Source organism: Collinsella sp. TM06-3, from assembly GCF_003436395.1.
Classification (GTDB): Bacteria; Actinomycetota; Coriobacteriia; order Coriobacteriales; family Coriobacteriaceae; genus Collinsella.
Genome location: NZ_QSPG01000007.1, coordinates 1 through 23519, shown reverse-complemented (window position 1 = coordinate 23519; position 23519 = coordinate 1). Strand labels below are relative to the sequence as shown.

The following is a 23519-nucleotide window of genomic DNA, read 5'->3' as shown; positions in this document are numbered from 1 at the left end:
TTTGACTAGATGAACATCATGAACAGCTTGGCCATGACAAAGCTGATGAGTCCGCAGGCGGGGAAGGTGAAGAACCAGGTGAACATCATGTCCTTGACGACGCCGAAGTTGATGGCCGAGAGGCGTTTGACGGCACCGACGCCCATGATGGCGCAGGTCTTGATGTGCGTGGAGGACACGGGGATGCCGGTAAGGGTGGCAAGCAGCAGGTTCGCGGCGCCCGCCAGGTCGGCGGAGAAGCCCTGGTACTTTTCGAGCTTGACCATGCTCTGGCCAACGGACTTGATGATGCGCTCGCCGCCCACGCTGGTGCCGATGCCCATGGTGGCCGAGCATAGCAGCATAATCCAGATGGGGATGCCGGCATCGCCGACGCTCGTCTGGCCGCTGGCAAAGGCCACGCCTAAAAAGAGCACGCCGATGAACTTCTGTCCATCCTGCGCGCCGTGCATGAAGCTCATGGCCGCGGCACTCGCGATCTGAGCGTATTTAAAGAAGACGTTGGCACGTCGCCTGTTGGCGGCGGCGAAAAGAATCGAGACGAGCTTGCACAGGACCCAGCCCATGACAAAGCCCAGGCCGATGGAGAGCGCCAGGCCGTAGATGACCTTCATCCACTCGTGGACGTTGACGCTGCTCGCGCCGCCGAGGGCGATAGCGGCACCGGTCAGGCCGGCGATAAGGCTGTGGCTTTGCGAGGTGGGGATGCCAAAACGCGATGCCGTGGCGCCGTAGACGACGATGGAGAAGAGCGCCGCGCACAGGCAGGCGAGCGCCATGGTGCTGTTTCCGCCAAAGTCAACGATATGCGAGATGGTATTGGCGACGCTCGCGTTAAAGTGCGTCATGATGAGCACGCCGAGGAAGTTGAATGCGGCGCTCATGAGAATGGCGGCGCGGGCGGGCATGCAACGCGTAGTGACGCAGGTCGCGATGGCGTTGGGCGCGTCGGTCCATCCGTTGACGAAGATGGCGCCCAACGCGAGGATCACGGTGACGGCAAGGACTGGGTTCGACACAATTTGGCCGAGGAAGGTTGAGAACGTTACGTCCATATATGGGCTTTCTCGAAGTTTGCAGACACGTTACAAAAACATGATAAATCGTATCACCTCCTGCGGGTTTCTTTGCCGAGTTCTGATGGGAGAAGTAATTTTTTGGCACTAAAATTGAATATTAGCCCTGTTGACCGTGGGTGTTCTTTTTGCTATCACGCCATGCGGACACGCGCGATTGCTACGACACTCCAAAAACCACAGTCTGTTCGCTTTACAACATGCAAACATGCGTTCGATAATAGGGGGCATGGAATATCGACAGACAGATGGCAAAACTCGACGCGTGCACAAGCAGTATGTGGACGTCGTGGCTCGCATCCTCGCGGGCGGACAGGTTGTGCCGGTCACCGTCTGCTGGGTCGACGGTCGTTGCTTTACGATTGACGAGATTGTCTCGACCACTGGGTTTGGCCTGACGGTTCACGGCATTCGTACGGCAACCTATAGGGTCCGTTTTGGCGGTCATGCGACCGAGTTGTATCTGGAGGACCAGACGCGCGAACGACCAGATGGCTCGCAGGCCCATCTGATGCGTTGGTGGGTGTGGGCATTCGACCGTACGCTCGAGGGCGAGCGCCGTGGGTAAGGACGTACGGCATTCGGGTACAATGACAGGAATCTTGTCAGCTACTGCGCCGTTATTTGTGGCGCTTTTTGAAAGGACGAACCTATGAACGATATCCAGGGCTATCAGAACGGCCCCGTCGAGACCGGCGCAAGCCGCGCCAAGGAGATGTCGCCGCGCGCGTACAATCTCGCCATGTCTGCCCTGATCTTCTTGGGCTTTTGCGCCATGGGCGCCGGCGCCTACTTTACGAGCACCATGTCGTTTGCGCGCATGATGATGAGCGGCGCCGCCTTGCCGCTGGTCTTTGGCTCGTTTATTTTGACCATCGTCGGCATGGTCATGATGTCGGCCGCCGCCAGCAAGCAGTCCGTGGGCTTGTCCCTTGTGGGCTACGTAATCTTTGCGAGTACCTTTGGCCTGACCGCGTCGTTTGGCCTTGCCAACTACGACCTGCCCACCATCAACACTGCCTTTATCGCCACGGCCGCTATCACCTTTGTCTTTGGCGCTTTGGGCGTGACGTTCCCCAAGTTTTTCCAGCGCGTATATGGCATCGGTTTTGGCATTCTGCTCGCCACTATTCTGGTTGAGATCGTGCTGATGTTCATGGGCGTCTCGCAGACCATCACCGATCTGATCGTGATCGTGGTGTTCGCCGGCTTTATTGGCTACGACACCTATGTTGCCACGACGGTGCCGCCTACGCTGCCCAACGCCGTGCTCATGGCGTCCAATCTGTTCGTGGACATTATCAACGTGTTCCTGCGCATCCTGAACATCCTTGGCCGTCGCGATTAGTGGCGAATTGCGGCGGTGCTTGCCGTGCGTGCAAATCGATGCGAAAGGCGGTCCTTCGGGGCCGTCTTTTTTGTACGCGGCGGGGTATCATGGATGGGAAAAGCCGATAGCGGCAGCGACAGGAAAGGTGGCCACGTATGGCAGACGTCGACAACAGGAACCGTAACCGCAGGTCCAACCGAGCGGGTCAGCCCAATCCCAAGCGCGAGGCCCGTGCTAAGGCCGCCGAGCGTCACGTGGCAACTGTGTCCGAAGCGTGCGCCAAGGATATCGAGCGTTCGCTTGCCGGTGTTCGCGAGTTTGACGGTATGCCTGCCGGCTTTGTCGCGGCGATGAAGGCCAAGGCCCAAGCGGCTGCGGCTGCCGAGGAGCCGGTTGCCGAGGAGTCTGAGTCCGTCGAGGTCGAGGCCGCTGAGGTTGCGTCCGTCGAGACCGAGGTCACGGACGAGTCTGCGCCTGCCGAGAAACCCGCAGAGACCGAGTCCGCGCCTGCCGAGGAGCCCGCTCCGACCCTGCCCGAGGTCACCGTGCTTGATGCCTCCGCCACGCAGGCCATTCTGGACAACGGCCGTGGCTATGCGCAGTTCTGCGACATGGCAGTGCTCGCCTTTGCCTCGTTCACCAACCCGGGTGGCGGCTACATCCAGGGCTATCTGGGCCAGGAGGCTACGCTCTGCGCCGATTCGTATCTGTACAACGTGCTCGACAAGCAGCGCAAGTGGTATGGCGAGAACCGTCGCCGCAATATCAACTGCGAGCTCTACCGCAACCGTGCGCTGGTAGTGCCTGCGGTGCGTTTTGACCGCAACCACGTGCATGCGTATGCCGATGTGATCGTGGCCGCCGCGCCCAATGCCAAGCGCGCACGCCAGGAGTACCGCGTGAGCGACGATGCGCTGCTGGACGCGCTGCGCGACCGTATCCGCTTTGTGCTCGCCATCTGCGACGAGCTGGGTCGCGAGAAGCTCGTACTGGGCGCTTGGGGCTGCGACAACAACGGTTTTGATGCCGAGGCCGTGGCCGAGATTTTCCGCAAGGAGCTCGCATCGGGCGACTTCAAGGTCAAGCAAGTCTTCTTTGCCGTGCCTTCTACGCGCTGGGATGAGGATTTTGCCAAGTTCGAGCACGTGCTGGCAAACTTCCCCGAGCGCAACGAGGAGTCCTATGCCCAGGTTGCCGCTCGCGCTGCGGCAGCTCGCGCCGCCGAGCAGGCCCAGGCTGCTACCGAGGATGATGAGGACGAGGACGATTGGCGCAAGTACCTGTAATCGGTACGTGCTGACAGATAGGTCGAGCCGACGGGAGAGGCTGCTTCCGTCGGCTTTTTACTGAGCGAGGGGCTTACGATGAAAAACGTTCTATGCTTTGGCGACAGCAACACCTATGGTTACGATCCGGCGGGCATGCGCGACGGCACCGCGGTGCGCTATGCGCAGGATGTGCGCTGGTGCGGCGTGGCCCAACGTGACTTAGGCGAGGGCTGGCATGTAATTGAAGAAGGCCTCAACGGCCGCACGACGGTACGCGACGACATGTGCCATCTGGACACCAATCTTAACGGCATCCGCGCACTTCCGATGCTGCTCGAGGCCCATAAGCCGCTGGACGCCATTGTGATCATGCTGGGCACCAACGACTGTAAGACGGTCTTTGGCGTGACAGCTTCCGATATCGCCCGTGGTGCCATGGCGTTGATTCGCGCCGTCCGTGCGTTTGCCTGGACCGATGCCGCGCCCTGCCCACGGATTCTGCTGATGGCACCTATCAAGATTAAGCCGCAGATCGCCGATGTATATATGACCGACTTTGACGAGCATTCCGTAGAAGCCTCGGAACATTTTGGTGAGTACTACGCGCATGTGGCTGAGCAGTTTGGCTGCGACTTTTTGAATGCCGCCGATTATGCCGAGCCGGGCGATATCGACTATCTGCATATGATGCCCGAAAGCCACGAGAGCTTGGGACATGCCGTGGCAGCCAAGCTCCAAGAGATGCTCGGTGAGTAGCGCGAGCCCAAGCCACCGCAAAGGTGCCTGCCCCCTTTGCGGTGGTTTTGGATCGTTTGTTTGTCTTGATCTGTAACAGTTGTAAGGTCGAAAACGGGCTAGATGTTACAGATTGAGATTATTTAGGTCGATATCGGTCGTTTGTCTCGATCTGTAACATCTAGGGTCGATTTTGCCGAGTTACTGTTACAGATTGAGATTATCTTCTCAGCGGAATTTGAATGTCTCGATCTGTAACAGGTGGGCCGAAAAATGGGCTCTAACTGTTACAGATCGAGATGTTTGTGGGAGCCACCGCAAAGGTGCCTGCCCCCTTTGCGGTGGCTCTGGGCTGTGAATCTTAATACTGCCACATGTGGTTGACGGGGCCGGAACCTTTGCCCATGTCAAAGCCAGCGGCGAGAGCGCCGGTCAGGTAGGCCTTGCCGGCGTTGATGGCGTCGGCAAGTTCCATGCCCTGGGCCAGCGCGCAAGCGATGGCGGATGAGAGCGTACAGCCGGTGCCGTGCGTGTTGCTGGTCTCAATGCGCTTGTGGCGAAACCACGTAGTGAGCGGATCGCCCAGATGGTTGCCCTCGTCATCGAGTGGCGCGGGCTCGGCCAATACATCGTTAGCCTCGTTGACAAGATGCCCACCCTTAACGAGGGATGCGCAACCAAAGCGGCGGGTGAGGAGCATGGCAGCATTTTGCTGTGTGCGCTCGGAGTCGACCTCGTAGTCAAGCAGGGCCATGGCCTCGGGAATATTGGGCGTGATGACGGTTGCTAGTGGGAACAGGCGGCGGGTGAGTGCCTCGGAGGCATCCTCGGCAATCAAGCGCGCGCCCGAGGTGGCGACCATGACGGGGTCGACGACCACGTTCGTTGCGTTCCAGGCGCTCAAGCGGTCGGCGATGACTTCGATAATCTCGACAGAAGAAACCATGCCGATCTTGACGGCGCTTGGGCGGATATCGTCAAAGACAGCGTCAATTTGCGCGGCTACGATATCTGGCGAGATATCCTGCACGGCGGTGACGCCCAGTGTGTTTTGCGCTGTAATGGCGGTTATGGCCGTCTCGGCATACAGGCGGTGCGCCGTGATGGTCTTGATGTCGGCCTGAATGCCGGCACCGCCGCTGGAATCGGATCCCGCGATGGATAGAACGGCGGGTACCTTACTGCGATCCATGCTCACTCCCTTGTCCGGTCGGATTCAAATGGGTCTTTAAGTCTGCATTATAAAGATGCCCGGGCCGGCTGTATTCCGAACCCGGGCGGGCGATGCAATCTTTACGCAAATGTAAGCAAATGTTCACATGTCAACAATTGACGAACACCATGTTACCGATTGCGGCTCCGGTGACGCGTTAATCCTCCATGCCGAGGTCGATCGTTGTGCCTTCGAACACCTTGTTAACGGTACGGACGGCGCACATCTTGCCACACATGGTGCAAGTGCCCTCGGTGGCGGCGGGAGACTCCTCGTAGCGCTTCTTGCCCGTAACTGGGTCGAGCGCGCACTTCCACATGGCGTCCCAGTCGAGCTTGCGGCGTGCCTGGCCCATCTTGTCGTCCATGTCGCGGGCGTGCGGCACCTTCTTGGCGATATCGGCGGCGTGTGCGGCGATCTTGGTAGCCATGAGGCCATCGAGCACGTCCTGGGCGTTGGGCAGGCACAAGTGTTCGGCCGGCGTCACGTAGCACAGGAAGTCGGCACCGGAGCTGGCGGAGATAGCGCCGCCGATGGCAGCGGTGATGTGGTCGTAGCCCACGCCGATATCGGTCACCAGCGGCCCCAGCACATAGAACGGGGCGTTGTGGCACAGGCGCTTCTGTAGCTTCATGTTGGCGGCGATCTCGTCGAGCGCCATGTGACCCGGGCCCTCGACCATGACCTGGACGCCGGCAGCCCAAGCGCGCTTGCACAGCTTGCCCAGCTCGATCATCTCGGCAGTCTCTGTGGCGTCGTTGGAGTCGTAGAGGCAGCCCGGGCGGCAGGAGTCGCCGAGCGAAATCGTCACGTCGTACTCGTGGCAGATCTCGAGCAGCTCGTCAAAGTACTCGTAGAAGGGGTTTTCGTTGCCGGTGACCTCCATCCAGCCAAACAGCAGCGAGCCGCCGCGGCTCACGATGTTCATGAGGCGGCCGGTCTCCTTAAAGGTCTTGGTGACCGACTTGTTGATGCCGCAGTGGATGGTCATAAAGTCCACGCCGTCCTCGGCGTGCGCGCGCACGACCTCGAACAGGTCATCCTTGGTAAGCTTGACCAGCGGCTTTTCCATGTAGCCGATGGCGTCGTACATGGGGACGGTGCCCACCATGAGCGGCGTCTCGTCGATGAGCTGCTGGCGGAACTGGCGCGTCTTGCCCGAGTTGGAGAGGTCCATGATGGCGTCGGCGCCAAAGTCCTCGGCGATCTTGACCTTCTTCCATTCCTCGGCGGCATCGGCCTTGTCGCCCGAGATGCCCAAGTTCACGTTGACCTTGGTGGACAGGCCCTCACCGACGCCAAAGGCGCGCATGCCTTTTTTGATGTGCGCGATGTTGGCGGGAATGGCGATGCGGCCGTCGGCCACGCGCTCGCGGATGTACTCGGGGTCGCGATGCTCGCGCTCGGCGACTTCCTTCATCTGCGGTGTGATTTGCCCGGCGCGGGCGAAGTCGATTTGCGTGACGAGCTTGGGCTCGGTCTGTGTGCTCATTGGCACGGCTCCCTTCGTTGGCATTACCCATATCAGGTTTGCGGGTCAGGGCGGGCGCGCCCAATCTCAGCCTGCCGTCTTGTCCTGCAAGCTCCCCGTTATGTCATGGGCTCAAGTATAGCCTGAATGGGTACGATTGGGCCAACGAGCGTGCCTGTGGGGAGGCGAACATGGAAGACAAGCATCTATATCGAGAGACGCAATGGGACGTATCGGCCGAGGAAAGCCGTGCGCACCATGGCCTTGTCGCGATTGGTTTTGCGGTGCTTGCCGTGTTGGTGATTGCCTTTTGAATTTGGACGTTCGGCGGTCATGGCGGCGCCACCTGGGGGTTTGAAGCCGACGAGGGCCTGCCGATTATGACCATGAAAGTTTCTGGTGGCAACACGGTTGCCGCACCGGGTGACTATTGGTATCCGCGCGACGAGTTTGTGCAGCTGCAGCTGAGCGGCGGGTCTATTCCGGGCGAAGAAATCGAACGCGTGACGTTTGATGCGACGCTCAAAACGCTGACGGTGGAGCTCAAAGATCAGGGAGACGTGCCCACGACCATGGACATTGCGCTGACGGAATGGCGCTTGGAGCCCCCGGCGGGCGCTGCGGTATCCGAGGTGGAGCACGTTAAGATTACCTACCAAGATGGCTCGACGAGCGAGATTGCAAAGGCCGATGGCTTGGCGGAGTAACGGGGTGTTTGGAAACGGCGGGCCTATTGTGCCTGCGCGTTCATGAAAACCAGGGTGTTTTTGTCTGAAAGCTCGGGGATGTGCCGATAGCCGATGTTGAATGCGGTAAGTTCGCTTGCATCCTCGAGCTTGTTTTCTGCCATCCACCGCACCATGGAGCCGCGCGCCTTTTTGCTGGCGGTCGACCGTTGGATGGGCTTCCCGTTGCGGATACCCTCGCCAAAGAGGCATGTGACGGCCGTGGCGTCGCCCGCGAGGTGGGGCAGAACGGTTTTGGCATACTCTACGCTGGCGAGGTTGACGATCGTAGCGTTGGAGCCCGCCGGAGCGATGGCCCGCGCGAGCTTGTCGTTCCAAAACGCGTAGAGGTCTCGGGCATCGTCAACGGCGAGCTTCGCGCCCATCTCCAGCCGATACGGTTCGACGGCATGAAAGGGACGAACGCACCCGTAGAGGCCGGAGAGGATCCACAGATGGTCTTGCAGCCAGGCGAGCTGCGCGGAATCCATCACCTCGGGTGCCATACTCTGGTATTGAATTCCGTGATAGGACATGACGGCAGGGGAGAGGTGACGGGCGAGTGCGGGATTGTCGAGATCGCCGCTTTTCAGGATGGGCCCGAACTCATGCAGGGTGTTGAGGCAAGGTCCCAGCAGTTTGTCACTCACGTTCCATAGCGCTTGCAGGCCGCCGCTGCCTTCATTTCGTTCGATATCTAGCAGTGCGCGGTGGAGGCGAGCCGTCTCGTGCGCAAAAGGTGGAATGCCCAGGACTTCAAAAGCATCTTGTGCCGCGCGCATCTGCTTGGCGGGCGAAATGATGACCTGCAGCATGGACTCTCCTCTGCCAAAAAGGAAGTTGCGGTGGAATACGGTCTGTTTGGGCTATTGAAAGACCAAATCAATCCGTATTCCACCGCAAGTTATGGGTGGGGTGGATTAGGCGCGCTCGATGAAGGCCTTGTAGCCGCGGTAGGCCTCGTAGATATCGGCCTTGTTGGCGACCTCCCACAGGGCGTGCATGGACAGGACGGCAACGCCGGAGTCGATGACGTTCATGCCGTACTTGGCCATGATGTAGGCGATGGTGCCGCCGCCGCCCGCGTTGACGCGACCGAGCTCGCAGGTCTGGAAGTTCACGCCGGCCTCGTCCATGATGTCGCGGACGAGGGCCACATACTCGGCGTCGGCGTCGTTAGAGCCGCCCTTGCCGCGGCTGCCCGTGTACTTGTTAAAGCACAGGCCGCGACCCATAAAGGCGGCGTTCTTGGTCTCGAACTTGCCGGCGTAGCCCGGGTCAAAGCCGGCGGACACGTCAGAGGAGAGCATGCGGCTGCGGGCGAGTGCGCGGCGCAGGGCCAGCGGGCGGCTCTCGCCGGCGAGCGTCATGATCTCGGCGACGGTGTTCTCGAAGAAACGACTCGTCATGCCGGTGGCGCCCACGGAGCCGATCTCCTCCTTGTCGACGATGAGCGTGATGCTCGTGCGCTCGACGTCTGCCACGTTGATCTGAGCGAGCATGGAGGGGTAGGCGCAGACGCGGTCGTCGTGGCCATAGCCCAAGATCATGGAGCGGTCGAGACCCATGTCGCGGGCGGGGCCGGCGGGCACGACCTCGATCTCGGCAGAGAGGAAGTCCTCCTCCTCGACGTCGTACTGTTCCTTGAGGATGTCCAGGAACATCTGTTTGACGGGCTCCTTGGGGGCGTCCTTGTCGTCCTCGTCAAACTTGACGGGGCGGCCGCCCACGATCACGTCGAGGATCTCGGCGTCGACGGCGTCCTTGGCGGGCTTGGACATCTGCTCGCTCGAGAGGTGGATCAGCAGGTCGGAGATGGTAAAGACCGGGTCGTCCGCCTTGTCGCCGATGTTGATGTCGACGGTGGTGCCGTCCTTTTTGCAGATGACGCCCACAAGCGCGAGCGGGGAGGCTACCCAGTGGTAGCTCTTGACGCCGCCGTAGTAGTGCGTGTCGAGGTAGGCCATGTCGCCGGCCTCGAAGGCGGGATTCTGCTTGAGGTCCAGGCGCGGCGAGTCCACGTGGGCACCCAGGATGTTAAAGCCCTGCTCGAGCGGGGCGGTACCCAGGTTGACGAGCATGAGGTCTTTGCCGTGGTTGGCGGCGTACACCTTGTCGCCGGCCTTGAGCGCGCGGCCCTCGGCGATCACGGTCTCCAGGTTGACGTAGCCCGCCTCCTCGGCCATCTTGATACCGGTCTTGACGCACAGACGCTCGGTCTTATTCTCGCTCAAAAACTGCTTATAGCCGCGGCAAAGCTCCTCGAGCTCCTCGACTTGCTGTGGCGTGTACTTTTTCCATGCGCAGGGACGCTCCATGACGCAGGCTCCTTTCGGATCGATCGTGCTGGTTAATGTACCGTGAGCCATCGTATCACGCGCGGGCGCGCGGTGGCGGAGGAGCTTGATGTGCGGTGGCCGCGAGGCGGGGAGCGTGTAAACTGGTGGGAGCAAATCGTGCCCAGCCCAAAGCGAGGTATTCAATATGTCTGACAAGCGCCGCACCTTTGCCGTTATCGACGGCAACTCGCTCATGCACCGCGCCTTCCACGCGGTGCCGCCCACCATGAACGCGCCGGACGGTCGCCCCACCAACGCGATCTTTGGCTTTCTGAACATGTTTCTTAAGATGATCGACGCCTTTAACCCCGACGGTGTGGTCGTGGCGTTTGATAAGGGCAAGCCGCGCGTGCGCATGGAGATGCTGCCGCAGTATAAGGCGCAGCGCCCGCCCATGGACCCCGACCTGCACGCGCAGTTCCCCATGATTAAGGAGCTGCTCGCCGCACTCAACGTGCCGATTTTGCAGTCCGAGGGCTGGGAGGGCGACGATATCCTGGGCACCATGGCGCGCCTGGGTGAGGAAGCCGGCTGCGACATGCTGCTGGTGACCGGCGACCGCGACATGTATCAGCTCGTGACCGAGCACGTCAACGTGGTCTCGACCCGCAAGGGCCTGTCCGACGTGGCGATCATGACGCCCGAGAGCGTGGACGACCTGTATCACGGCATTACGCCGGCGCTCGTGCCCGATTTTTACGGCCTGAAGGGCGATACGTCGGACAACATTCCCGGCGTGCCGGGCATCGGCCCCAAAAAGGCGAGCGCGCTCATCGCACAGTACGGCAGCCTGGACGAGGTCATCGCGCATGCCGACGAGGTCAAGGGCAAGATGGGCGAGAACTTGCGTGCTCATATCGACGATGCGCTGCTGAGCCGCAAGGTCGCAACCATTCGCACCGATGCGCCTGTCGAGCTCGACTTTGACGCGACGTCTTTCCCGGCGTTTTCTGCCGACGAGGTGTCTGCGGCGCTGGGCACGCTTGGTATCACCGCCATGCAGAACCGTTTCTTGGCGCTGATCGGCGGCGAGGGCGGGGTTGCTGCTAGAACGTTGGAGATGCCCGCGATTGAGCGCACCGCTGCCGGCGATGCCGAGGCGCTTGCTGCCGTGGCGTCCGAGGTTTCGCGCGCGATTGATGCCGGCGAGTGGGTCGCCACCGTGGTGGACGACGACAAGGAAGAGGGCGCGCTCTTTGGACTGACGCGCACGCTTTGGTTGGCGACGTCCAAGGGCCTGTTCGCGCTCGAGGAGGGCGACGGCAGTGCGGCGGCTGAGGTTGAGGGCTTTAACTTCGCCCACGGCGTGATCGCCGGCGTGCTCGCGCGCCTGTTTATGGAGGGCCGCGTGGCGAGCCCGGACATGAAGGCGCTGCTGCACGAGCTTTCGCCCATCGATTCCTCTGAGCCCGAGCTCATGGATCCGCTGGCCGTCGATTCCACGCGCATCTTCGATACTGTGGTCGCCGCCTATCTGTTGGATTCCGACCGCTCCGAGTTTGATGAGGCGTATCTGGCCGATACCTATCTGCAGATGACGCTGCCTGCGGCGCGCGGCGCGGAGGGTGCCGGTGAGGACGCTCCTGCCCCTGCTGCCCGCACTGCGGCCCTGACGCTGGCGCTCGTGGCGCCGCTGCGCGACCGCATGGCCCGCGAGAACGCCGCCAACGTGTTCGATGGCATCGAGATGCCGCTCGTGCCGGTGCTTGCCAAGATGGAGCGCGCGGGCATGCTCGTGGACCCCGACCGCCTGCATAGTCTGTCCGAGGGTCTGGCGACCCAGATTGCCGAGGTCGAGCGGAGCATTCGCGATCTGGCCGGCGACGAGACCTTTAACATCGGCAGTCCCATGCAGCTCTCGCACGTGCTCTTTGACGTGATGGGCCTTCCGACCAAGGGCCTCAAAAAGACCAAGCGCGGCTATTATTCGACCAACGCCAAGGTTCTGAGCGACCTTGCCCGTGACCACGAAATCGTGCGTCTGATCTTGGACTGGCGTGAGAAGTCCAAGATCAAGTCCACCTATCTGGACACGCTGGGCCCGTTGCGTCGTGGTGACGGTCGCGTGCACACCACGTACAACCAGACCATCACGGCGACGGGTCGTCTGTCCTCGAGTGACCCGAACCTTCAGAACATCCCGACGCGCTCGGAGCTGGGCCGTACTGTCAAGACGGCGTTTTCGGCAGGCGAGGGAAGCGTCTTTTTGGCGGTGGACTACTCGCAGATCGAGCTGCGTCTGCTGGCGCATCTCTCGGGTGACGAGCATCTGGTGCGCGCCTTTAACGAGGGCGAGGACTTCCATGCCGAGACGGCCGCGCGCGTGTTTGGCGTGCCGGTGTCCGAGGTGACGCCCGACCTGCGCAGCCGCGCCAAGGCCGTGAACTTTGGCATCGTGTATGGTCAGCAGGCTTACGGCCTATCGCAGTCGCTGCATATCTCGATGGCCGAGGCACGCGACATGATCGACCGCTACTACGAGGCCTACCCGGGCGTGCGTACGTTCCTCGACAACGTGGTGGCGCGTGCCAAGCAGACGGGCTATGCCGAGACCATGTACGGCCGCCGTCGCCATATTCCTGAGCTCAAGGCCAAAAACCCGCAGCTCCGCGGCTTTGGTGAGCGCACGGCCATGAACCACCCCATGCAGGGCACCGCCGCCGACATCATCAAGATCGCCATGGCCCGCGTAAGCCGCCGCCTGGAAGAAGAGGGCTTTGCTGCCCACATGATTCTGCAGGTACACGACGAACTGGACTTTGAGTGCCCCGTCGACGAAGTCGAGCGCCTCACCGCCATGGTCCGCGACGTCATGGAACACGTAGTAGACCTCCGCGTCCCCCTAATCGCCGAAGCCAGCACCGGCATAACCTGGGCTGACGCCAAGTAGCGAGCGACGAGCTTGCGGGCGATGACCATGGGTGCGACGCTTCTGGCCGCCCGATGGTCGCAGGTCGCCAATGCCGACGCCGCGGAACGTTTTCAGGCTTGGATGCGTCCCGCGGCGTCTTTCTGTGCGGTTAGCAGCTCCTGCGGCGCACGAGCTCTACGGGGGCCACGGTCTCCATGGCGGGGGTGCGGCCTGCGATGAGGTCGAGGAGCGCCTTGCAACCCTCTTGTGCCATGAGCTCGGGGTGGCGCTGAACCGTGGTGATCTGCGGCGTGGTGAGCTTGGAGTAGATGGAGTCATCGTAGCCTACGATCTTGATGTCTCCGGGCACGTTGAGACCTGCTGCCTGCACGGCGCGCAGCGCTCCTGCGGCCGAATGGTCGCTTGTGGCAAAGATGCCGTCGAGCGGCATGCCCGCATCGATCATTCCGGCAACGATATCCTGAGCCTCGTCCATGCTAGGACGCTGGCCGGTGACGTAGGCCATGTACTCGCGGCGAAGCGGCAGGCCATGATCGGCGAGCGCATGCATATAGCCCGTGAGGCGGTCGTTGCGGTCGTAGTCTGCGGTAAAGCTCGAGATGGTGAGGATGTTTTTGCAGTCGCGGTCAATGAGTGCGCTCGTTGCCAGGTAGGCGCCGCGTTCGTCATCGGTCCCCACGTGGGGGATGGCGAGGTCCGACTGCGGCATGCGGTCGATGCAGACCACGGGGATACCGCGCGTGACGATGTCGTCCGTGAGCTCACGCAGGCCCGAGATGCATATGATGCCGTCGGCCTGCTTGCTGGCAAGGCTATGGAAGTAATCGCGCTCGCGCTGCGGATCGTTGCCGCTGTTGCAGACAAAGACAGAGTACCCCTGCGCCGCAAGCGTGCGCTCTACGTGGTAGGCGATCTTGGAAAAGAAGTCGTTGGATATATCGGGCACGATCATGCCTATGGAGCGCGACTGCGCTTGGCGAAGCGTCTTGGCGGACTGGTTGGTAACGTAACCGTACTGGTCGATAACATCCTGCACGCGTTTGCGCGTGTCCTCGGAGAAACGGCCAACGTTGTTGACCACATGGCTCACGGTGGCTACGGAGACCCCGGCAAGTTGGGCGATTTCTTTCATTGAGAGCTGTTTTTGCGCCATGGGACCTCCAGCTTGGTTAACGCCTGCTGGTTAACAATTATAACGTCCTATTTGGTTAACACTTGATTATACGATTAACCATGAATTAGGTACCGTTCACGGAGTGAATAACTACCGCTTACCGATTCATACACTGGAATTTGGTAGATTCGCAGCTGGTTATACGATTAACCAAATGACGCTCTTGGACGAATTTGTGAGGGATCATCTATGCTTCTCTGCCCCAGTATGATGTGCGCCGATTACGGCGAGCTTGCCAACACGGTGCGCGAGCTCGACTCCGCGGGTGCCGATGTCTTTCACTGCGATGTGATGGACGGTAGCTTTGTACCTAACTTTGCGATGGGCCTCGAGGACATCAAGGCCGTGCGCGCTGCCACGCAAAAGCTCGTCGACGTGCATCTGATGATCGAGAACCCGGCGGCCAAGATCGACCTCTTTGCCGATGCGGGCGCTGATATCATCTACATTCATCCCGAGTCCGAGCGCTATGTGGTCAAGACGCTCGCCGCCATCAAAGCGCTCGGTTGCGCTGCGGGCATCGCCGTCAACCCTGATACCGCGGTGACCCTGCTCGAGGAGATTCTCAACCTATGCGACTACGTGATGGTCATGACGGTCAATCCCGGTTTTGCCGGGCAGGCGTTTATCGAATTCACTAAAAAGAAGATTGAACAGCTTGCGGCTCTCAAGGATGAGTACGGCTTCAAGATCATGATCGACGGCGCCTGCTCGCCCGCGCGTGTCAAGGAACTCTCGGCCATCGGTGCCGACGGCTTCATCTTGGGCACGAGCGCATTGTTTGGCAAGGACATGACCTATGCGGAAGCGCTTGAGAAGCTGCGTCAGGGAGAGGAGTACTAACCGCGGCAGGCCAGAGGATGTCAGTTAATAGCAAAGAGCCATGTGGCTCGATCGAAAGGAACCTGTAAATGAAGATCGCAATCGGTAACGACCACGTGGCCGTCGGGCTCAAGAACATCATCAAGGAGCACCTGGAGGAGCGCGGCTACGAGGTCGTGGACTTTGGCACCAACTCCACCGAGCGTTTTGACTATCCCATCAGCGGCTACAAGGTCGGCTGCGCCGTGGCGGCAGGGGAGTGCGATCTGGGCGTTCTTATCTGTGGCACAGGCGTGGGCATCAGTCTGGCAGCCAACGCGGTTGAGGGCGTGCGCGCCGTGGTATGCTCCGAGCCCTATTCGGCCAAACTCAGCCGCGAGCACAACAACACCAACATCGTGGCCTTTGGTGCCCGCGTGGTGGGCTCCGAGCTCGCAAAGATGATCGTGGACGAATGGCTCGACGCCAAGTTCGAAGGCGGCCGCCACCAGCGCCGCATCGACATGATCGCCGAGATCAAAGAGACGCAGCATCTTGAAGCGGCTGAAGCCTAGCCATATAGACCACACAGAAAAAGGGCCCGTATCAACAACGAGCCCTTTTCAATTCAAATAAATTCAGCCAAGTATCTAGACGCCAAGACGCCATCTAGGCGGCAAGCAAGTAACCCATGCGCCCGGCCAGGTCCGACGAGCAGCGTTAACGAGCCGCCACGATAGCGTCGATGAGCGTCAGTACGCCCCCGTCGTTGTTGCTCGGAATGCGCCGCTCAGCATGCGCGTTCATATGCTCCTCGGCATTGTCCACGATAAAGCTGTGACCGACGCGCTCAAGCATGGGGATGTCGTTGTAGGTATCGCCCACGGCGGCGGCATCGGCGATATCGATGCCCAGGCACTCGCAAAGATGCGCCACGCCCGAACCCTTGTCGACGCCCAGGTTCATAAAGTCGATCCACTCGCGGCCCGCATTGGTGACGTAGAGCCGATCCGAGAACGTGGGGCTATAGGTCTCGCGGAATGCAGGCTCGGCATCGTAGCCGGGGAAGAAGATCGAAATCTTGTTAGACTCGACGTCAAGGCCCTCAAAGGTATCGACGTAGTTGATCGTGTTGTAGTAAACGCTGAGCTCGTCGTGGTATTGATGGTCGCGAGCAAGCACGTAAAACTCGTCGAAGCAGCATAGCACGGGGACGGCGCGCGAATCCTCCGAGGCGCGCGCAAGCACCTGCTGATACAGCGCCACATCGATAGTGCTCTTATAGATATAGTTGCCGCGATAGATTACGCACGCGCCGTTATCGGGGCAAAAAGCGATGCGGCCCTTAATGTCCTCGAACATCTCCTCGAGCTTGGGAGCGGGACGTCCGCTGGCGGGGCAGAACACGATGCCGGCCTCGGCGAGCTTTTCCAAGCGCTCATCGAGGCCCTGGGGTAGCACGCGCTCGTCGGTCAGCAACGTCTTGTCCATATCGACGGCGAGAAGCTTAATGTTGCCGATAGCGGCGTCAGATTCAAAAGTTTGCATAAAACGCGCCTTTCCGTTTCTAATTTGTTTCGGGCGGAATAACCCTCCAGTTGGTAATCTGGCGTATTTTCGCAGGATTGGCGCGTATTTGCACCACACTTCACAAAGTAATGAAAAAAAATTTCAGAAATTTGAATTTGTCGCTTGCGCTGTAGGCACTTTAGCGTAATATAGCGACCATCGAAAACGGAGACGGAAAAACAACCGCTTACCGAGGAAAAGGTACCGTTTACGATATTAGAATTGCGCCCGGCGGTAGGTGAAAGGAGAGGCAGATGCAGTTCGTAAAGATCATCACTACTGCAGACAATGCCATCCGACGCCAGCGCGCAATTTCCCGACGACGATAACAATCGTCTCTGTCCGTATGGGGCTAAATGCCCCAACAGAGTCATTTTGAGGTCGTTGGGTTTTAGCACGACATAGACGCATGTTTCTAGGGCATGTTGTGCTGCTTTTTGCTATTTAACCTGATATTGCACGGTTTTTGACCTCGAAATGACTTGCAACTGACCGATGTTCTAACTAGCTACCAAGGGCGAAAGGAAACAGCCATGAGCAAGGAAAAAGTCGTTCTCGCATATTCCGGTGGTCTTGATACATCCGTATGTGTCAAGTGGCTTCAGGACGAGAAGAATCTTGATGTCGTTTGCGTCTGCGGTAACGTGGGCCAGGAGGAGACCGGCCTGGATGCCAAGAAGCAGAAGGCGCTCGACCTGGGCGTTCTGGATTGTCAGGTGCTCGACTTGCGCGACGAGTTCTCCGATGAGTTCCTGACCAAGGCCATCGCGGCCAACTCCATGTACGAGAACAAGTACCCGCTGCTCTCCGCCCTGTCCCGCCCGCTGCTCGCCAAGAAGCTCGTCGAGGTTGCTCACGAGTTTGGCGCGACCTACGTCGCCCACGGCTGCACCGGCAAAGGTAACGACCAGGTCCGTTTTGAGGCTGCCGTCAAGGCGCTCGACCCCGAGCTCAAGGTTATCGCCCCGGTTCGCGAGTGGGATCTGAAGTGCCGTCCGGACGAGGTCGCCTACGCCCACGCCCACAACGTGCCGGTTCCCGAGGGTGCCAACGACAACCCCTATTCCATCGACGACAACCTGTGGGGTCGCGCCATTGAGTGCGGTCACCTGGAGGATCCCTGGAACGAGCCGCTCGACGACGCCTGGGTTATGACCAAGAACCCCGAGGATACGCCCGACGCCCCGACCTACACCGAGATTGAGTTTGAGGCGGGCAAGCCCGTCGCCGTCGACGGCAAGAAGATGAAGCTCTCCGAGATCGTCATCGCTCTCAACAAGATTTCCGGCGACAATGGCTTTGGTCGCCTGGACCTGGTCGAGGACCGTCTGGTGGGCCTCAAGAGCCGCGAGTGCTATGAGGTCCCCGGCGCCCTGACGCTTATCACCGCCCACAAGGCGCTCGAGGACATTTGCGTTGAGGGCGACCTGCTCAAGGAGAAGATTAAGCTTGAGCAGGATTGGGCCACCGCCGTGTATAACGGCCAGTGGTACAGCCCGCTCAAAAACGCGCTCGATGCCTTTATGGCCGACACCCAGAAGTTCGTGACCGGCACCGTCCGTCTGAAGTTCTTTAAGGGCAACTGCCATGTCGTCGGCCGCAAGAGCCCCTTCAGCCTCTACGATTACGGCCTGGCCACCTACGACCGCGACACCACGTTTGATGAGAAGGCCAGCGCCGGCTTTATCGAGATCGATACGCTGTCGCTCAAGACGTGGGCTAAGGTCCAGGGTCCCAGCTCCGCTGCAGCCCAGGCCTAAGGCTTCTCTTCCTTGGTATCCGCGCGGCCCATCCGCGTGATACATAACGGGCGCACGGGGTCCCTACCTTTCGTTATGCTTGCTGACACTTCTTAACATCGGTGGCCCCTACGTTCCGCCCGCATATATGATGCCGCATCTGCGGCTGAGTCCGAGCCCCGCCGGGGTTGTCCGGCGGGGCTCTTTCTATCAATTTGGCGGCTCTGTGCCTATATATATGAGGAGTATCCATTATGCTCAATGCTATCGCGCATGCTTTACTTGCCCTTGCGCCCGAGTTCGATGCTGCAAAGGTCGAGGACGTTCCCATGAGCCTGAAGGCCTGGATCGATGGTTCGCAGGGCAACATCCGGAGGGAGACGTTGGGCGCCAAGTGCATGGCGCGTCACTTCTTTGCAAATTAGCTACATGGCCCCGCGCACGGTGGGGAATGTGTAAAACTAGCGGTTGATAAATCGCTTTAGCGACAGGGCGCATTGCTTTGGGCGCTTGTTTTGGTATTTGGAGAAAGGGGACGGTTCCATGGCTCTTTGGGGCGGTCGTTTTGAGGCGGGCGTGGCCGAGGTCACGCAGGAGTTTGGCGCGTCGCTGCCGGTCGACAAACATCTCTATAAGCAGGATATCGCCGGCTCTAAGGCGCATGCCAAGATGCTGGCGGCTCAGGGCATCATCAGTGCCGAGGATGAGCAGGCGATTGCCAAGGGCCTGACCGGAATCGAACAGGATATCGATGCCGGTAACTTCACCTTCGATATCAACGACGAGGACATTCATATGTCCATCGAGAGCGAGCTGACGCGTCGCATCGGCGAGGCCGGTAAGCGCTTGCATACCGGGCGTTCGCGCAACGACCAGGTGGCGACCGACACACGCCTGGGCGTCAAGGCGCTGGCCAAGGAGCTCATGGAGGCCAATCTTGAGCTGCGTCATGTGCTGGTGGATGCGGCCAAGAAGTACGACAAGGTGATTCTGCCGGGCTACACGCACATGCAGCACGCTCAGCCCGTGCTGCTGTCGCATCATCTGCTGGCGTATTCCTGGATGTTCGCGCGCGACTTTACGCGCCTGAAGGCCGCCTTTGATGCCGCCGACAACTGCCCGTTGGGTGCTGCCGCGCTTGCCGGTACGAGCTATCCGCTCGATCGTCAGATGACGGCTGCCGAGCTTGGCTTTGCGGGTGTGATTCCCAACTCGCTCGATGCGGTTTCCGACCGTGATTTCCTGCTCGATCTGCATTACGCCGGCTCCGTCATGGCCATGCACCTGTCGCGTCTTTCCGAGGAGATCGTGCTGTGGTCGAGCTCCGAATTCGGCTTTATCACGCTTTCCGACTCGTATTCCACCGGCTCGTCTATCATGCCGCAGAAGAAGAACCCCGACTTTGCTGAGCTTATCCGCGGCAAGAGCGGTCGCGTGTACGGCAACCTGGTGCAGCTGCTCGTGACCATGAAGGGCCTGCCGCTTGCTTATAACAAGGACTTGCAGGAGGACAAGGAGGGTGCGCTCGATACCGCCCATACGCTCATGCAGTGCCTGTCGGTTATGGCCGGCATGATCTCGACCTGGACTGTCAACGAGGACGCCATGGCGCGCGAGTGTGGTGTGGGCCACTTGGCAGCCACTGATGTTGCCGATTACCTGGCAAAGCGCGGCCTGCCGTTCCGCGAGGCACATGCCGTGGTGGGTCATCTTGTCCTGATGTGTGAGAAGCGCGGCTGCAATCTTGAGGACCTGCCGTTTGAGGTGTTTCAGGAGGCAAGTCCGCTCTTTGAGCGCGACATTACCGAGGCACTCGACATCCCGTCGATTGTCGCCGCGCGCACGACCGAGGGTGGTACCGCCCCTGCTGCCGTTGCCGTGCAGTTGGGAAGCGCCGAGGCGCAGCTCGCGGCCGATGAGGGTGTGTTTGGCTCGTTATCCAAGGTCGTCGAGATGGGCCACGGAGCTAATTAGCTTATTGGATGCGTCTGTCTGGTGTGTTCATCATATTTTGCCTTTACGGGTGCCCGCTACGGTGGGCACCCGTTTTGTTATAGAGAAGAAAGGAGCTTGTCGAGAACTTCTGTAGGACATTTGCGCAGGTTGTGAAGGGGGTGCGTTCACGGGCGACAATCGACCGCCCGTTCTGTTCGTTGCAGTTGAAAGTGGGACGGATGGTACTCTAGTCGGGCTTCGAAACAGAAGTGACACATATGGAGCGCTTTAATAAATAATAACGCTTCAATAAACGGCTTTTTGTTTAACTGCAGCTAGAACTCTGTTACGATGCAGTCCAGGCGGGTGCCGGAATGGGACTTGGGCACGCGCGAACCTACTTGAAAGGCTACCTTATGGCTATCGAGAAGACCTTCATCATGATTAAGCCCGACGCCGTGCGCGATCGCAAGATCGGCGAGATCGTTGCTCGCATTGAGCGCAGCGGCCTTGTTATCGAGCGCATGGAGATGACCACGCTCGAGCGCGCTACCGTCGAGGAGCACTACGCCCATCTGGCCGACAAGCCCTTCTTTGGCGGTCTCTGCGACTTTATGACGAGCGGTCCGGTCGTCAAGATGGTCGTTTCCGGCCTCTCCGCTGTCTCCAAGATGCGCACCCTTATGGGCGCCACCAACCCGCTTGATGCTGCCCCCGGCACCATTCGCGGCGACTTTGCTGTCGATGTCAACGCCAACGTGATCCACGGCTCCGACTGCCTGGAGAACGCCGAGATCGAGATCAAGCGCTTTTTTGGCTAAACCAGCTTTGACTCCTTAAAGCTGTTAGCGTGTGGCTTGGGCGCCGCGGAACTTCATCCGCGGCGCCCTTTTTATTCCAGTAGACTTTTGGTAAACCCCCACAAATCTACTAAAGAGCCCCCGTCCGGATGTTTCTTCCGGGCGGGGGCTGGCGTTAGCGTCGTATGGCTTTGTGAATCTTTAGGCCTCGTCGACGATCTTAAGGCCGCGCGTGTGGTCGATCTCGTTGAGGAGGTTAACGCGACGCTCGTGACGGCCGCCCTCAAACTCGGCGTCGAGCCACTCGTCGACGATCATCTTGGCGAGCTCGGAGCCCACGACGCGGGCGCCAAAGGCGAGCACGTTGGTGTTGTTGTGCATGCGCGAGAGCTTGGCGCTGAAGGGCTCGGAGCACACGACGGCACGAACGCCCTCGACCTTGTTGGCGGCCAGGCTGATTCCGACGCCGGTGCCGCAGATCAGGATGCCCAGGTCGACGTCGCCGTTGGCAACTGCCTTGCCCACCTTGTAGCCGGCGATGGGGTAATCAAAGCTCTCGGAGGTGTCGGTGCCAAAGTTCACGACCTCGCATCCGCGCTCCTTCAGGTGCTCGGAAATGATGTTCTTGAGCTCGACGGCGGCGTGGTCGTTACCGATACCAATCTTCATGAGTGGTTCCTCTCTGGTCCGTGCGGCGGAATTGCTAAAGGTTTTACCGCGTTCGACTGCATGATAGCGCGACTTTTGCGTAAACACTCGGGCGTTTTTTGGTCAAACGCTTTAGCATGCAACAAGACCGGCTTCTCATGAATAATTCCGCCAATTTGTGCTCGAGCGCCGTCCGCCGGAACCATGGTTGCGGTTTTTGATGCATTGTTATCAAATAAAAGAACTAACTATTTTTGAGAGCCCAGCCCGTTATACAAGTAGGAGATACCTATGTCTGCCGATTCCCTTCGTGATACCGCGTTTTGCGATGTTTTGAACCGCGAGCTTGTCTGTGCGCTCGGCTGCACCGAGCCCATTGCCGTTGCCTATGCAGCGGCGCTGGCGAGCCAGACGCTCGGTTGCGAACCCGATCATATGGACGTTGCCTGCTCGGGCAACATCATCAAGAACGTCAAGAGCGTGACCGTGCCCAACTCGGGCGGAATGCATGGCATCGAAGCCGCGTCTGTGCTGGGTGCCGTGGGCGGAGACGCTAAGAGCGCGCTCGAGGTGCTCGAGAGCGTTGACGATGAAGACCGTGCTCGCGTGGCCGAGCTCCTCGCCGACGCCGGCTACTGCGATGTGTCGCTTGTCGAGGGTGTTCCCAACCTCTACATCAAGGTGACTGCCACGGCCGGAGGCCATACCGCGGTCGTCGAGATTACCGACCACCACACCAACGTCACATGCCATACGCTCGACGGTATCCCGGTATGCGGTAAGTCGGCGGGGGAGTGTGCCGCCTGCGCGGAGCGCGTGGTGGCCGAGCGCGCGGCGGATAACGCCGACACCCCTATGAGCATTGAGTCTATCATCGACTTTATCGAGGACGGTGACATTGAGGACGCCCGCGCTGCCGTTGAGCGTCAGATTGAGCTGAACGGTGCGATCAGTGCCGAGGGCCTGGCGCACGCTTGGGGCGCCGAGGTGGGCCGTACGCTGCTGGGTGCACGTGCCGATGATGTCGCCTGCCGTGCCCGCGCCCGTGCAGCCGCCGGGTCCGACGCCCGCATGAACGGCTGCGCGCTGCCGGTCGCCATTGTGTGCGGCTCGGGCAATCAGGGCATTACCTGCGCGCTGCCCGTTATGGAGTATGCCGAGTATCTGCGCTGCGACCACGATCGCCTGGTGCGCGCCGTGATGCTGTCCGATCTTATCGCTGTGCATATCAAGAGCTATATTGGTGCGCTCTCGGCGTTTTGCGGTGCTATTTGTGCCGCGTGCGGCGCCGGCGCTGCGATTACCTGGCTGTGCGGTGGTACGCGCGAGCAGATTGGCGCGACGGTCTCGAACACGCTCGGCAACGTTGGCGGCATCGTGTGCGATGGCGCCAAGGCAAGCTGTGCCGCCAAGATTTCCGCTGCCGTCGATGCGGCGATTTTGGGCCACGATATGGCCATGCAGGGCCGTGGCTTCCGTGCCGGCGAGGGCCTGATCCAGGATACCGTCGAGCAGACAATCGCCAGCATGGGCTACGTGGGCCGTGTGGGCATGAAGGACACCGACGTCGAAATCCTCAACATCATGATCGGCAAAACCCAAGTTTGCTAGTTCGTTAGTTACGCGGGTTTACCAACCCGCGTAACGGCTCGACGCTGCAAACTCGCCAGAGCGGCAATCTGCCTTTCAACTTCGGCGGCATGATCAAAAGATCAATGCCGCCTCGTTTCAAGGCACCTTGCTCGCTCTGGCGGGTTTTCGCTGACTTTGCCTAAACATCGGGGTAGTCGTTGGGTGTTCCTATAGTTTTGTCAACCGTCGGGG

22 protein-coding genes and 1 riboswitch are annotated in these 23519 nt (G+C 59.9%); of the genes, 14 read left to right on the top strand and 8 right to left on the bottom strand.

What is annotated here, in order from left to right; all coding sequences use genetic code 11:
- Positions 1–5: 5 nt before the first annotated feature.
- Positions 6–1055: an inorganic phosphate transporter gene (locus tag DXD56_RS04395; RefSeq protein ID WP_117640318.1), complete on the bottom strand. Its 1050-nt coding sequence runs from the start codon at positions 1053–1055 to the stop codon at positions 6–8.
- 250 nt (positions 1056–1305) lie between these two features.
- Between DXD56_RS04395 and DXD56_RS04390 the strand changes: the two genes are divergently transcribed.
- From DXD56_RS04390 to DXD56_RS04375, 4 genes are all read left to right on the top strand, one after another.
- Positions 1306–1644, top strand: a complete 339-nt coding sequence (locus DXD56_RS04390) for a hypothetical protein (RefSeq protein ID WP_117640317.1) — start codon at positions 1306–1308, stop codon at positions 1642–1644.
- A gap of 84 nt (positions 1645–1728) precedes the next feature.
- Positions 1729–2424, top strand: coding sequence for a Bax inhibitor-1 family protein (locus DXD56_RS04385; protein WP_117640316.1), 696 nt, complete (start codon positions 1729–1731; stop codon positions 2422–2424).
- 137 nt (positions 2425–2561) lie between these two features.
- Positions 2562–3692, top strand: a complete 1131-nt coding sequence (locus tag DXD56_RS04380; protein ID WP_117640315.1) for a TIGR02452 family protein — start codon at positions 2562–2564, stop codon at positions 3690–3692.
- A gap of 78 nt (positions 3693–3770) precedes the next feature.
- Positions 3771–4430: a GDSL-type esterase/lipase family protein gene (locus DXD56_RS04375; protein ID WP_117640314.1), complete on the top strand. Its 660-nt coding sequence runs from the start codon at positions 3771–3773 to the stop codon at positions 4428–4430.
- A gap of 340 nt (positions 4431–4770) precedes the next feature.
- Here DXD56_RS04375 and thiD read toward each other — a convergent pair whose 3' ends face one another.
- Positions 4771–5601, bottom strand: coding sequence for a bifunctional hydroxymethylpyrimidine kinase/phosphomethylpyrimidine kinase (thiD, locus tag DXD56_RS04370; RefSeq protein ID WP_117640313.1), 831 nt, complete (start codon positions 5599–5601; stop codon positions 4771–4773).
- A gap of 178 nt (positions 5602–5779) precedes the next feature.
- Positions 5780–7114 (bottom strand): phosphomethylpyrimidine synthase ThiC, encoded by a 1335-nt coding sequence (thiC, locus tag DXD56_RS04365; RefSeq protein ID WP_117640312.1) that lies wholly within the window; start codon positions 7112–7114, stop codon positions 5780–5782.
- Positions 7106–7222: riboswitch (TPP riboswitch) on the bottom strand. Its footprint overlaps the gene before it by 9 nt.
- Before the next feature lie 62 nt (positions 7223–7284).
- Between thiC and DXD56_RS10245 the strand changes: the two genes are divergently transcribed.
- Complete coding sequence (locus tag DXD56_RS10245) at positions 7285–7407, top strand: hypothetical protein (RefSeq protein ID WP_255413180.1); 123 nt, start codon at positions 7285–7287, stop codon at positions 7405–7407.
- A 66-nt stretch (positions 7408–7473) separates the two neighbouring features.
- Complete coding sequence (locus DXD56_RS04360) at positions 7474–7800, top strand: hypothetical protein (protein ID WP_117640311.1); 327 nt, start codon at positions 7474–7476, stop codon at positions 7798–7800.
- A gap of 23 nt (positions 7801–7823) precedes the next feature.
- On the opposite strand, the gene DXD56_RS04355 is transcribed toward DXD56_RS04360, so the two are convergent.
- Both DXD56_RS04355 and DXD56_RS04350 read right to left on the bottom strand, forming a co-directional pair.
- Entirely contained in the window at positions 7824–8633 is an 810-nt protein-coding gene (locus tag DXD56_RS04355) for a YaaA family protein (protein WP_117640310.1), read from the bottom strand.
- A 105-nt stretch (positions 8634–8738) separates the two neighbouring features.
- Entirely contained in the window at positions 8739–10136 is a 1398-nt protein-coding gene (locus DXD56_RS04350) for an aminopeptidase (protein ID WP_117640309.1), read from the bottom strand.
- A gap of 166 nt (positions 10137–10302) precedes the next feature.
- Between DXD56_RS04350 and polA the strand changes: the two genes are divergently transcribed.
- The gene (gene polA / locus DXD56_RS04345) at positions 10303–13047 is read left to right on the top strand and encodes a DNA polymerase I (protein ID WP_117640308.1); all 2745 of its coding nucleotides are present in this window, start codon (positions 10303–10305) and stop codon (positions 13045–13047) included.
- Between the two features lie 130 nt (positions 13048–13177).
- Here polA and DXD56_RS04340 read toward each other — a convergent pair whose 3' ends face one another.
- Complete coding sequence (locus tag DXD56_RS04340) at positions 13178–14182, bottom strand: LacI family DNA-binding transcriptional regulator (RefSeq protein WP_117640307.1); 1005 nt, start codon at positions 14180–14182, stop codon at positions 13178–13180.
- A 210-nt stretch (positions 14183–14392) separates the two neighbouring features.
- Here DXD56_RS04340 and rpe point away from each other — a divergent pair, with 210 nt between their 5' ends.
- Complete coding sequence (rpe, locus tag DXD56_RS04335; protein ID WP_117640306.1) at positions 14393–15046, top strand: ribulose-phosphate 3-epimerase; 654 nt, start codon at positions 14393–14395, stop codon at positions 15044–15046.
- Positions 15047–15114: 68 nt separating this feature from the next.
- Complete coding sequence (gene rpiB / locus DXD56_RS04330; protein WP_117640304.1) at positions 15115–15579, top strand: ribose 5-phosphate isomerase B; 465 nt, start codon at positions 15115–15117, stop codon at positions 15577–15579.
- Between the two features lie 145 nt (positions 15580–15724).
- Here rpiB (DXD56_RS04330) and DXD56_RS04325 read toward each other — a convergent pair whose 3' ends face one another.
- Positions 15725–16552 (bottom strand): Cof-type HAD-IIB family hydrolase, encoded by an 828-nt coding sequence (locus DXD56_RS04325; protein ID WP_117640302.1) that lies wholly within the window; start codon positions 16550–16552, stop codon positions 15725–15727.
- A gap of 554 nt (positions 16553–17106) precedes the next feature.
- Between DXD56_RS04325 and DXD56_RS04320 the strand changes: the two genes are divergently transcribed.
- From DXD56_RS04320 to ndk, 4 genes are all read left to right on the top strand, one after another.
- Positions 17107–18333, top strand: coding sequence for an argininosuccinate synthase (locus DXD56_RS04320; RefSeq protein WP_117640300.1), 1227 nt, complete (start codon positions 17107–17109; stop codon positions 18331–18333).
- 233 nt (positions 18334–18566) lie between these two features.
- Positions 18567–18737, top strand: coding sequence for a hypothetical protein (locus DXD56_RS10030; protein ID WP_158549324.1), 171 nt, complete (start codon positions 18567–18569; stop codon positions 18735–18737).
- A 118-nt stretch (positions 18738–18855) separates the two neighbouring features.
- On the top strand, positions 18856–20286 hold the full coding sequence (gene argH, locus DXD56_RS04315; protein WP_117640298.1) for an argininosuccinate lyase: 1431 nt from the start codon (positions 18856–18858) through the stop codon (positions 20284–20286).
- A gap of 377 nt (positions 20287–20663) precedes the next feature.
- Positions 20664–21068 (top strand): nucleoside-diphosphate kinase, encoded by a 405-nt coding sequence (gene ndk / locus DXD56_RS04310; protein ID WP_055251725.1) that lies wholly within the window; start codon positions 20664–20666, stop codon positions 21066–21068.
- Between the two features lie 180 nt (positions 21069–21248).
- On the opposite strand, the gene rpiB (DXD56_RS04305) is transcribed toward ndk, so the two are convergent.
- A complete protein-coding gene (gene rpiB / locus DXD56_RS04305; RefSeq protein WP_035138007.1) occupies positions 21249–21716 on the bottom strand; it encodes a ribose 5-phosphate isomerase B in 468 nt (155 codons plus the stop codon).
- Between the two features lie 270 nt (positions 21717–21986).
- Between rpiB (DXD56_RS04305) and DXD56_RS04300 the strand changes: the two genes are divergently transcribed.
- Positions 21987–23306 carry a serine dehydratase subunit alpha family protein gene (locus tag DXD56_RS04300; protein WP_117640296.1) on the top strand — a complete coding sequence of 440 codons (1320 nt, stop codon included), beginning with the start codon at positions 21987–21989 and terminating at the stop codon, positions 23304–23306.
- Positions 23307–23519: the final 213 nt, after the last annotated feature.

Coding starts and splice junctions, on each gene's coding strand:
- DXD56_RS04355 (WP_117640310.1), bottom strand. CDS start 8,633: ATGCTGCAGGTCATCATTTCGCCCGCCAAGCAGATGCGCGCGGCACAA.
- polA (WP_117640308.1), top strand. CDS start 10,303: ATGTCTGACAAGCGCCGCACCTTTGCCGTTATCGACGGCAACTCGCTC.
- rpe (WP_117640306.1), top strand. CDS start 14,393: ATGCTTCTCTGCCCCAGTATGATGTGCGCCGATTACGGCGAGCTTGCC.
- DXD56_RS04325 (WP_117640302.1), bottom strand. CDS start 16,552: ATGCAAACTTTTGAATCTGACGCCGCTATCGGCAACATTAAGCTTCTC.
- DXD56_RS04380 (WP_117640315.1), top strand. CDS start 2,562: ATGGCAGACGTCGACAACAGGAACCGTAACCGCAGGTCCAACCGAGCG.
- DXD56_RS10030 (WP_158549324.1), top strand. CDS start 18,567: ATGCTCAATGCTATCGCGCATGCTTTACTTGCCCTTGCGCCCGAGTTC.
- DXD56_RS10245 (WP_255413180.1), top strand. CDS start 7,285: ATGGAAGACAAGCATCTATATCGAGAGACGCAATGGGACGTATCGGCC.
- DXD56_RS04300 (WP_117640296.1), top strand. CDS start 21,987: ATGTCTGCCGATTCCCTTCGTGATACCGCGTTTTGCGATGTTTTGAAC.
- argH (WP_117640298.1), top strand. CDS start 18,856: ATGGCTCTTTGGGGCGGTCGTTTTGAGGCGGGCGTGGCCGAGGTCACG.
- DXD56_RS04390 (WP_117640317.1), top strand. CDS start 1,306: ATGGAATATCGACAGACAGATGGCAAAACTCGACGCGTGCACAAGCAG.
- ndk (WP_055251725.1), top strand. CDS start 20,664: ATGGCTATCGAGAAGACCTTCATCATGATTAAGCCCGACGCCGTGCGC.
- rpiB (WP_117640304.1), top strand. CDS start 15,115: ATGAAGATCGCAATCGGTAACGACCACGTGGCCGTCGGGCTCAAGAAC.
- thiD (WP_117640313.1), bottom strand. CDS start 5,601: ATGGATCGCAGTAAGGTACCCGCCGTTCTATCCATCGCGGGATCCGAT.
- DXD56_RS04350 (WP_117640309.1), bottom strand. CDS start 10,136: ATGGAGCGTCCCTGCGCATGGAAAAAGTACACGCCACAGCAAGTCGAG.
- DXD56_RS04375 (WP_117640314.1), top strand. CDS start 3,771: ATGAAAAACGTTCTATGCTTTGGCGACAGCAACACCTATGGTTACGAT.
- DXD56_RS04395 (WP_117640318.1), bottom strand. CDS start 1,055: ATGGACGTAACGTTCTCAACCTTCCTCGGCCAAATTGTGTCGAACCCA.
- DXD56_RS04320 (WP_117640300.1), top strand. CDS start 17,107: ATGAGCAAGGAAAAAGTCGTTCTCGCATATTCCGGTGGTCTTGATACA.
- DXD56_RS04385 (WP_117640316.1), top strand. CDS start 1,729: ATGAACGATATCCAGGGCTATCAGAACGGCCCCGTCGAGACCGGCGCA.
- DXD56_RS04340 (WP_117640307.1), bottom strand. CDS start 14,182: ATGGCGCAAAAACAGCTCTCAATGAAAGAAATCGCCCAACTTGCCGGG.
- thiC (WP_117640312.1), bottom strand. CDS start 7,114: ATGAGCACACAGACCGAGCCCAAGCTCGTCACGCAAATCGACTTCGCC.
- DXD56_RS04360 (WP_117640311.1), top strand. CDS start 7,474: ATGACCATGAAAGTTTCTGGTGGCAACACGGTTGCCGCACCGGGTGAC.
- rpiB (WP_035138007.1), bottom strand. CDS start 21,716: ATGAAGATTGGTATCGGTAACGACCACGCCGCCGTCGAGCTCAAGAAC.